Origin of the sequence: Rathayibacter rubneri (assembly GCF_023743255.1) — a bacterium.
Taxonomy (GTDB): domain Bacteria; phylum Actinomycetota; class Actinomycetes; order Actinomycetales; family Microbacteriaceae; genus Rathayibacter; species Rathayibacter rubneri.
In genome coordinates, this window is sequence record NZ_JAMRYM010000125.1 from 1 (window position 1) to 8,059 (window position 8,059).

Sequence of the window (8,059 nt, forward strand, 5' to 3'; positions counted from 1 at the left end):
CCGGCGGCGGTGCTCGCCGCCAGGGTCAGCCGCACCTCGGCGCGCACCCCGGGCACGAACGTCGAGACCGCCGGCTCCCCGCCGGGAGCGGTGCCCGCGACGTCGCCGTCGCACAGCAGATCGGCCAAGGCGTCTGCGCGCAGCTGCCCGAGCGTCCGCTCCTCACCCGGCACACCGGACCCGTCGCCCTCGCGCAGGCACCGGGCGATGCGATCCAGGCGCGCGAACGCCCCCACCGCCACCGGGGCCGGCAGCAGCGCGCACAGCACCGCCATGCCGTCCACCTCCGGAACCACCCACACCGCGCGATCCTCCCGAGCCCGCACATGCCGCTCCGCGAGGGGTTCCGCGTGCAGCTCGTCGCGGAACCGCGCCACCCGCCGCCGCAACTGCGTCGGCGTCAACTCCACCGCCAACGGCGCGGCCCGAGCATCGAACGCCGCACGCGACGGCGGAGGCAGCGTCGCCGCGACCGCGCAGATCACCTGACCCGCCTCCCACCGCACCCGCGCCTCCGAAAGCGCGGCCCGCGTGCACGGCAGATCCTCGACCAGCAGCTGCGCATGCAGCAGATCCCGCGACACCACCCGCTCCGACACCCCCAGCGCGACTGCCAGCTCGGCCCGGACCGACCGCTCCACCAGATCATCCGACTCGCTCCGCGACAGCCCCCGCGCGAACGCCTCAGGACACCCCAGCGCCGCACGATGCCCCGCATACAACTCCTCCGCCGCCGCCAGCAGCACCGGAGCCGCCGAACGCGCCAGCGCATCCGCTCGATCACCGTGCCCGCGCACGCTCGCGAGCGCCGAGGCGACCTCCGCCGACCCCGGCGGCTGGTCCCACCCGCTGTTCTCGAACCCTCTCGCCACGTCCGTCTCCTCACCGTCGCCGTCCCGCCCCACGAGAGAAGTGAACCGGCGACCACTGACATTCCCTCACGTCAGTCGGAAGCAGCCCCTGCCCGGGTCGGGCGGGCGTGCCCCGGACTTGCCGAACCGCCCGTCGGAGCGCACAGTGGAGAGATGGTCGAGGGCTACTCCGCCGCGCAGGTGCGGGCCGCAGAGGCGCCGCACCTCGCACGGCGCGAACCGCTGATGCAGCGGGCTGCGGACGGTCTGGCCCGCGAGATCCGCGCACTGCTCGCGGGCCGACGCGACCGGCGCGGACCCGGGACGGTGCTCGTGCTGGTCGGGCCGGGGAACAACGGCGGAGACGCCCTCTACGCGGCGGCCGAGGTGGCGTCCTCCGGGGTCGACGTGCTGCTGGTGCTCACCGCGGACCGCTGGCACCAGCGCGGCCTCGCGGTCGCGCTGGACGAGGGCTGCGACCGCGTGCCGGCCGGCGACGTGCGGGCACTGCTGGCGGCGGTCGCGAAGGCCGACGTCGTCGTCGACGGGATCCTGGGCATCGGCACCCGCCACCCCGCTCTGACGGGACGGCCGCGCGAGATCGTCGCGACCGTGATCGATGCACTCGCCGACCGCGAGCACCCGCCCGTCGTCGTCGCGGTCGATCTGCCGAGCGGAGTCGGACCGGACGACGGCGGCGTGCCCGATCCGGTCGTCCTGCCCGCCGACGTGACCGTGACCTTCGGAGCGATCAAGGCCGGGCTGCTGCTGCCGCCCGGCGACGCGTACGCCGGGCGCATCCGACTGGTGGACATCGGCCTGGGACCCGACCTCGAAGGGGTCGAGCCGCTCGTCCGGGAGTGAGGCTCAGCCCCCGCGGGTGAGCAGGTGCGCCTTCTCGGGGTGCTCGTCGAACCACTGGCCGACGTACCAGCAGAGCGGCACCACCCGACGCTCGCCGGAGGACTCGATGTCCGCCACAGCGAACGCCACGAGCTCGCCGGCGAGGCCGCGGCCGCGGAACGGCGGCGAGGTGAAGGAGCGCACGAGCGACACCGCCTCGTCGTTCTCCCGGTAGTCGAGGACGCCGACGAGGGCGCCGTCCTGGTGCAGCTCGTAGCGGGAGGCGTCGTCCGCTCGGCGGAATTCCTGGGCCATCCCCTCAGCGTAGGACGGCCGGGGGCTCCGCGGGCGAGGTGCCCGGAAGACCGGGCTCAGGACCGTCGGCTCAGCACCGCCCGGCTCCGGAGTCGTCGGCTCAGGACCTGTCGGCTCGGGACTCGTCCGTTCAGGACTCGTCGTCGAGGAGATCGCCGTCCACGTAGTACCAGCGGCCGTCCTCCCGGACGAAGCGGCTGCGTTCGTGCACGAGACCGACGCCCTCCGACGAGCGGTAGGACGCGCGGAACTCGACGAGCCCGTCGAGGTCGCCCTCCCCTCCGCGGGCCGTGTCGACGATCTGCAGTCGGCGCCAGCGGACGCCGTCGTCGAGGTCGATGCGGGCGGGCCGGGTCGACGGGTGCCAGCTGGCCAGCAGGTACGGGGCGCTGCCGAGCACGTTGGCGCTGTAGCGGCTGCGCATCAGGCGCTCGGCGGTCGGCGAGGGGGTCTCGCCGAGGTGGGCGGGGCGGCAGCAATCGGCGTAGTGGCGGCGGCTTCCGCACGGGCAGGCGTCGGCGGGGGGCATCCGGACAGTGTCGCAGGTGGCGGAGCGCCTCGTGGGTGACGCAGCAGGTCGCGAGGCGTCGGCGATCGGCCGGCGCCCCGCCGCTCAGGTGTGCATCCCCTCCACATCCGCTCCCCCGCCTTGAGACGCGCGGCGGTTCTCGGAATCGTGGCCGTCTCATCGACCACGGACGGAAAGGAACGACCGATGCTCACGCTCACCGACAACGCCAGCACCGTCGTCAAGACCATCACGGGACAGACCGAGACCCCCGTCGAGGGAGGCCTGCGCATCAGCGGGAACGACCTCGACGCGCAGAACTTCGCGGTCGCGGTCGCGGCCGCTCCGGAGACCACCGATGCGGTGGTGGAGCAGGACGGCGCCCGCGTCTTCCTCGATGTCGCCGCCTCCGTCGCCCTCGGCGACAAGGTGCTCGACGCGCAGGTCGACGACAGCGGCACCGTCAGCTTCGGGCTCGCCGCTCAGGGCTGAGCCCGCCGCACCGTCGAGAGGCCGCCTCCCCGCTGCAGCGGGAGTCGGCCTCTCGTGCGCCTGCCGGGTGGCGCCGCGTCAGGACAAGATGTCGCGGGTGGTGAACCGGCCGGCCGCCAGGGCACCGAAGACGGCGACGTAGGCGAGCTGCAGGAGCGCGTTCTCGCCGAACGAGCTCCACGCGATCGGATCGCGCAGCAGGTCGGCGAAGTCGAACCACCGGTCGGTGACGAGGAACGGATGCAGCGCGTCGAGCTGCGAGAGGGAGCCGACGATCTGCGCCGCGATCGACACGACCACGGTGGCGGCCATGGCGCCGACGGGCACGTCGGTCAGCGTCGAGATGAAGAGGCCGATCGCGGCGAGCCCGACGAGCGAGAGCGCCACGTAGACGGCGATCGCGAGCGCGCGTGCGACGGCGTCGGCCGGCGGCACCGTGCTGCCGGACAGCAGCGTCACCGGCCCGACGGGGAACAGGGCGAAGCCGATCAGGATGCCGACCACCATGACCGTGAAGGCTGCGGCGAGGCAGAAGGCGAGCGAGGCCGCGAACTTGACGGCGAGCAGGCGGAGCCGCCCGACCGGGGTGACGAGGAGGTAGCGGAGGGTTCCGAGAGACGCCTCGCCCGCGATCGCGTCACCGGCGACCACTCCGACGGTCAGCGGCAGGAAGAGCGGCACGGCGACCGTGACGGCCGCGAATCCGGTGAACAGGCCGTTGCCGCCGATCGCTCCGACGAAGGACGGGCCGCCGCCCTCGCCCGACAGCCGGACGGCCACGGCGAGCAGCACGGGGATCGCCGCGAGGGCCGCCAGGAGCGCCCACGTGCGGCGGCGGCGGAAGAGCAGTGCGAGCTCCGAGAGCAGGAGACCGCCCGCTCCTCCACGGGAGCGGCGCACGGCGATCGCGGGGTCAGCGCTCGACATCGAATCCCTCCCCGGTCAGCTCGACGAAGCGCTCCTCGAGCGAGGGACGCCGCACGGCGAAGCCGCGCACGCGCACCTCGTCCGCGACCAGCGCGGCGACGACGGCCTCGGCGGCGAGTCCGGGAGGCATCGCGGCGAGGACGACGGGCGGGTCGGAGGGATGGTCTCCGGGCGCGGTCCGGGGCACCAGCCCCACCCGCGCGAGGCTCCGCTGCGCCCGCTCGGGATCGGGGGTGACGAGCTCGATCGCGGCGGCGTCCCCGCGGAGCTCGTCGAGGCCTCCCTGGGCCACGAGGCGTCCCGTCCGCATCACGGCGGCGTGGGTGCAGAGCTGCTCGATCTCGGCGAGGAGGTGGCTGGAGACCAGCACGGTCGTGCCGTCGGCGTTGAGGCTGCGCACCAGCGACCGCACCTCGCGGGTCCCCTGGGGGTCGAGGCCGTTGGTGGGCTCGTCGAGCACGATGAGGTCGCGCGGCGAGAGGAGGGCCACGGCGATGCCGAGGCGCTGCTTCATGCCGAGCGAGTAGGAGCCGACCTTCTTGCGGGCGGCGGCGCCGAGCCCGACGCGGGCGAGCGCCTCGTCGACGCGCGCCCGGCGGGTGCGCGACGATGTGCCTGCCTCTGCTGCGTCGAAGCGCCGCAGGTTGGCGGCACCCGAGAGGAACGGGTAGAAGCCGGGTCCCTCGACCAGGGCGCCGACCCGGGGCAGCACGTCGGCCGAGCGCCGGGGCATGCTCTCGCCGAGGACGGTGATGCTCCCCTCGGTCGGCGCGGCGAGGGCCAGGAGCATCCGGATGGTCGTGGTCTTGCCGGAGCCGTTGGGCCCGAGGAAGCCGAACACGGCTCCGCGCGGGACCGCGAGGTCGAGACCCGAGACGGCCTCCTGACGCCCGAAGCGCTTGGTGAGGCCGCGGGTCTCGACCGCGAGATCGGCCGTGGTCACCGACCGGCCGCGTCGACCAGGACGTCGACGGGGACCGCTCCGGCGAGGACGCGGCCGTCGTCCGTCAGCAGCACCGAGACGAGGGCCGACTCGAGGGCGCGGCCGCCGGGCACGGGGGTGCTCACGGCGTCGAGGGCGCCGAGCGCCTCGGTGCCGCCGGCGGGCAGCTCGACGACGGTCGCCCATCCGGTGCCTGTCGTGAGGACGTCGGAGCCGTCGGCGGCGGGCTCCCGGGGCTCGACGGCGCCGGGCTCGACGGTGCCGGGCCCGACGGTGCCGGGCTCCTCGTGCACGGGCGCGGCCTTCTCGACGACCTCCGCACCGGCGGGCGGGGTGAACGCGAGCATCGCCGCATCGGGAGCCCGAAAGTCGATGCTCGAGTACGCGACGGCGAACGCGGGGGCCGTGCCTCCGCGGGCCGTAACGGCGACGCCCAGCGGGAGGCCCGTCTCTCCATCGATCGAGATCGTCACGGAGCCGACGAGGGTCGTGCCGTCGCGCGGCGTGAGGACCAGCTCGTACGCGTCGCGCCCGGCGACCTCGACGTCGGAGCCGACGGCGACGGTCGTCGAGGGATCGATGCTCGCGAGGAGCTGCTCGGCGATGCTCGAGGGCGTGGGCACCTCGGTCGGCGGGACGCTCTGCGGGGCCGCGGCGTCCGGCTCCGCGCCGTCCGGCTCCGGGGGCAGGAAGTGGGTGGCGGTGTTCTCGGCGGAGTCGTAGACCCAGACGCCCTCGCCCGTCGTCGCGACGACGTCGCGCTCGGCGAGGCGGTCGAGGACCTGGAGCCGGGCGCCGCGGTCGGCGTCGACGAAGACCCGCGCCTCGTGGGAGCCGGTGGCGAGCTCCATCAGGGCGTCGACGGCGGACGCCTCGGAGCCGGACGACCCGCCCGCTGCCCCGCCGGGAGCCGATCCGCCGAGCGCGGACAGGTCGGGCAGGCCGAGGTCGGAGGTCTGCTCGATCTCGCCGGAGAACGCGGTGACGTCGTTCTCGACGACGAAGCTCAGCAGCTCGGAGGCGGACTTCTCGGGGAGGTCCCCTGCGGCGCTCGCGGAGAGGGGCAGGGCGACGGCCGCGACGACGACGACCAGGGGGACGGCCGCAGCGGGCGCCCAGCGCTTCCAAGTGGTGCTCATACCCCGGGAGGGTACGCGCCGAACCACCGAGCGGGCTGCGAGTCGCGGGACGTCAGGCCACCCGCTCGGCCGAGACGACGACGTTGTCGACGTAGTGGCCGTAGGAGTCGTCGAAGACGCCGCCGCAGGTGATCAGGCGCAGCTGGGCGGTCGGCTGCGGACCGTACACGTCCTCCGTCGGGAAGTCCTCCTTGGGCACCGTCACGGAGCCCGTGACCGCGAAGGTGCGCGTGCTCCCGTCGGAGAGCACGACGTCCACCGTGTCGCCCGGGACGAGGGAGGCGAGGTCGAGGAAGACCCCGGGGCCGATGCGGGAATCGACGTGACCGGCGATCACCGCGGGCCCGATGTCGCCGGGGACCACTCCGTCCCGGTACCAGCCCGCCTCGTCGACCGCGACCGGGGGCTGGATCCAGCCCGTGCCGTCCCGAGTCAGCGACTCGAGCGCGGAGTCGACTCCGAGCGCGGGGATGACCACGCGCTCGGGGACGACCGAGGAGCGGGCCGGTGCTGCTGCGGAGACCGGATCCTGCAGCGCCCCGGCGGCACCGGGCCCGGGCGTCACAGGGGCGGTGGGCGACGGCGCGGTGCTCGCGGCGTCCGGGGAGCCCTGGTCGGGCGCGCCCGCCTCGGGGGCACCCGAGCACCCGGCGAGGAGCAGGAGCGCCGCGACGAGGGCTGCCGTGTGCGCGGCGACGCGCATCAGCTCGTCCGGCCGCCGAGGCGGGTGCGACGTGCGAGCAGGGCGACCGCTCCCGCGATCAGGCCGAGGACGGAGACGACGCCGAGCAGTCCGGAGACCGCCGGAGCGTCCGCGCTCTGCGCGGAGGAGACGTGCACGGCGGTCGCTCCGCCGCCCGTCTGGATGCCGCCGACGGGCAGATCGCCCACGGCTGCGGAGTCGAGGACCGGGGAGACGACCAGTCCCGAGCTCGCGTCGTCGAGGACGAAGAGGGATGCCACGGAACCGGGGGCCAGGTCGAGGTCGGCGGTGGCCGAGACGCTGCCGGCGGACAGATCGAGGCTCCAGGGACCGGCGGGCACGCTGGTGTACGGGGTGGCGGTCCCCTGCGCGGCGTCGGTGGCCAGTGCGGTGCCGGTGGTGGTCGCGACGTCGACCTGCGAGGCCGTCGTGGACGCCTGGATCACCCGGACGCGGGCCTGCCCGTCGGCCGGGGGCGTCAGATCGTCGGTGAAGACGGTGGTGCTCAGCACGGCGTTGCGGCCCAGAGCGGCGACGGTGAGCGGAGTGCCCGCGGACACGTCGACGGACTGCTCGATGACGGGCGACGTGCCCTCCGGCGCGTCGGAGGGCACCATCGACACGACGTAGGTGCCGGGCTGCAGGGTCCAGTAGGGCGAGACCGCTCCGTAGGCGACGTCGTCGAGCTCGAACGCGGCGCCGCCGCCCGCGAGGGACGTCAGCGTCACGTCGACCGACTTCGTGTCGGGCGAGAGGTGCGCGACCCGCACCCATCCGGTCCCCTGCTCCGCGGCCGAGGCGGGTGCCGCGGAGAGGAGCGTCGCGGCGGCCACCGCGGCGACGGCGATCGCGGCCCAGGAGCGGCGGCGGGAGGAGGGGGCGAACGGGTGCATGAGAGGTCCTTCGGGTGGGGTGGTGCCTTACGGCGCGCCCGGGAGCAGCCCGGTCGGCTCGTCGAGGTCGAGGGTGACGAGGAGGCCCTGGGGGGTCGACTCGACGGCGGAGGGGACGAACTCCCCCGACTGGCTGCCGAGCCACGTCGTGGCGTCGGCGGTGGCGGTGGGGTCCGCGGGCACGTCGGCGCCGTTGTAGCCGGACAGGACCAGGAGGTGGCGCACTCCGTCGGTCTCGTTCGGTCCGACGGGGAAGTCGGCGACCGAGAGCGGCGCGGAGGCGAGCTGCTGACCGAGGAGCAGGAGCAGACGGGCGTCGACCCGGCCCTGCTCCAGCAGCGCGCGCGCGGCGGGAGTCGTGGTGAGCGCCGGGTTCGCGGCGAGCTGCCCTCCGGCCGACGCGCGCGCGCTGCTGGAGCAGGGCCGGGTCGACGCCCGTCTGCTC

Annotated in this window: 11 protein-coding genes; 2 read left to right on the plus strand and 9 right to left on the minus strand. The window is 74.7% G+C overall.

The annotated features are described in order from the left end of the window. Nucleotides 1-872: DUF222 domain-containing protein (locus NB037_RS17575; protein WP_251948088.1), on the minus strand; the 872-nt coding region annotated here is incomplete at its 3' end. Nucleotides 873-1,025: 153 nt separating this feature from the next. Between NB037_RS17575 and NB037_RS17580 the strand changes: the two genes are divergently transcribed. Then, the gene (locus NB037_RS17580; protein ID WP_251948089.1) at nt 1,026-1,715 is read left to right on the plus strand and encodes an NAD(P)H-hydrate epimerase; all 690 of its coding nucleotides are present in this window, start codon (nt 1,026-1,028) and stop codon (nt 1,713-1,715) included. A gap of 3 nt (nt 1,716-1,718) precedes the next feature. On the opposite strand, the gene NB037_RS17585 is transcribed toward NB037_RS17580, so the two are convergent. Both NB037_RS17585 and NB037_RS17590 read right to left on the minus strand, forming a co-directional pair. Continuing rightward, nucleotides 1,719-2,162 carry a GNAT family N-acetyltransferase gene (locus NB037_RS17585; protein ID WP_372490783.1) on the minus strand — a complete coding sequence of 148 codons (444 nt, stop codon included), beginning with the start codon at nt 2,160-2,162 and terminating at the stop codon, nt 1,719-1,721. Beyond that, the gene (locus tag NB037_RS17590; RefSeq protein ID WP_251948091.1) at nt 2,140-2,538 is read right to left on the minus strand and encodes a YchJ family protein; all 399 of its coding nucleotides are present in this window, start codon (nt 2,536-2,538) and stop codon (nt 2,140-2,142) included. The genes NB037_RS17585 and NB037_RS17590 overlap by 23 nt, the downstream gene beginning before the upstream one ends. A gap of 186 nt (nt 2,539-2,724) precedes the next feature. Here NB037_RS17590 and NB037_RS17595 point away from each other — a divergent pair, with 186 nt between their 5' ends. Further along, on the plus strand, nt 2,725-3,009 hold the full coding sequence (locus NB037_RS17595) for a hypothetical protein (RefSeq protein WP_207406373.1): 285 nt from the start codon (nt 2,725-2,727) through the stop codon (nt 3,007-3,009). A 78-nt stretch (nt 3,010-3,087) separates the two neighbouring features. Here NB037_RS17595 and NB037_RS17600 read toward each other — a convergent pair whose 3' ends face one another. The 6 genes from NB037_RS17600 to NB037_RS17625 form a co-directional block, all read right to left on the minus strand. Beyond that, nucleotides 3,088-3,936 (minus strand): ABC transporter permease, encoded by an 849-nt coding sequence (locus tag NB037_RS17600; RefSeq protein ID WP_251948092.1) that lies wholly within the window; start codon nt 3,934-3,936, stop codon nt 3,088-3,090. Beyond that, nucleotides 3,923-4,879 carry an ABC transporter ATP-binding protein gene (locus NB037_RS17605; RefSeq protein ID WP_251948093.1) on the minus strand — a complete coding sequence of 319 codons (957 nt, stop codon included), beginning with the start codon at nt 4,877-4,879 and terminating at the stop codon, nt 3,923-3,925. The genes NB037_RS17600 and NB037_RS17605 overlap by 14 nt, the downstream gene beginning before the upstream one ends. Further along, complete coding sequence (locus tag NB037_RS17610; protein WP_251948094.1) at nt 4,876-6,018, minus strand: LolA family protein; 1,143 nt, start codon at nt 6,016-6,018, stop codon at nt 4,876-4,878. The genes NB037_RS17605 and NB037_RS17610 overlap by 4 nt, the downstream gene beginning before the upstream one ends. A gap of 52 nt (nt 6,019-6,070) precedes the next feature. Beyond that, nucleotides 6,071-6,721 carry a class F sortase gene (locus NB037_RS17615; protein ID WP_251948095.1) on the minus strand — a complete coding sequence of 217 codons (651 nt, stop codon included), beginning with the start codon at nt 6,719-6,721 and terminating at the stop codon, nt 6,071-6,073. After that, complete coding sequence (locus NB037_RS17620) at nt 6,721-7,614, minus strand: DUF4397 domain-containing protein (RefSeq protein WP_251948097.1); 894 nt, start codon at nt 7,612-7,614, stop codon at nt 6,721-6,723. Before NB037_RS17620 ends, NB037_RS17615 begins: the two co-directional genes overlap by 1 nt. A gap of 27 nt (nt 7,615-7,641) precedes the next feature. Further along, nucleotides 7,642-8,059: hypothetical protein (locus tag NB037_RS17625; protein WP_251948099.1), on the minus strand; the 418-nt coding region annotated here is incomplete at its 5' end.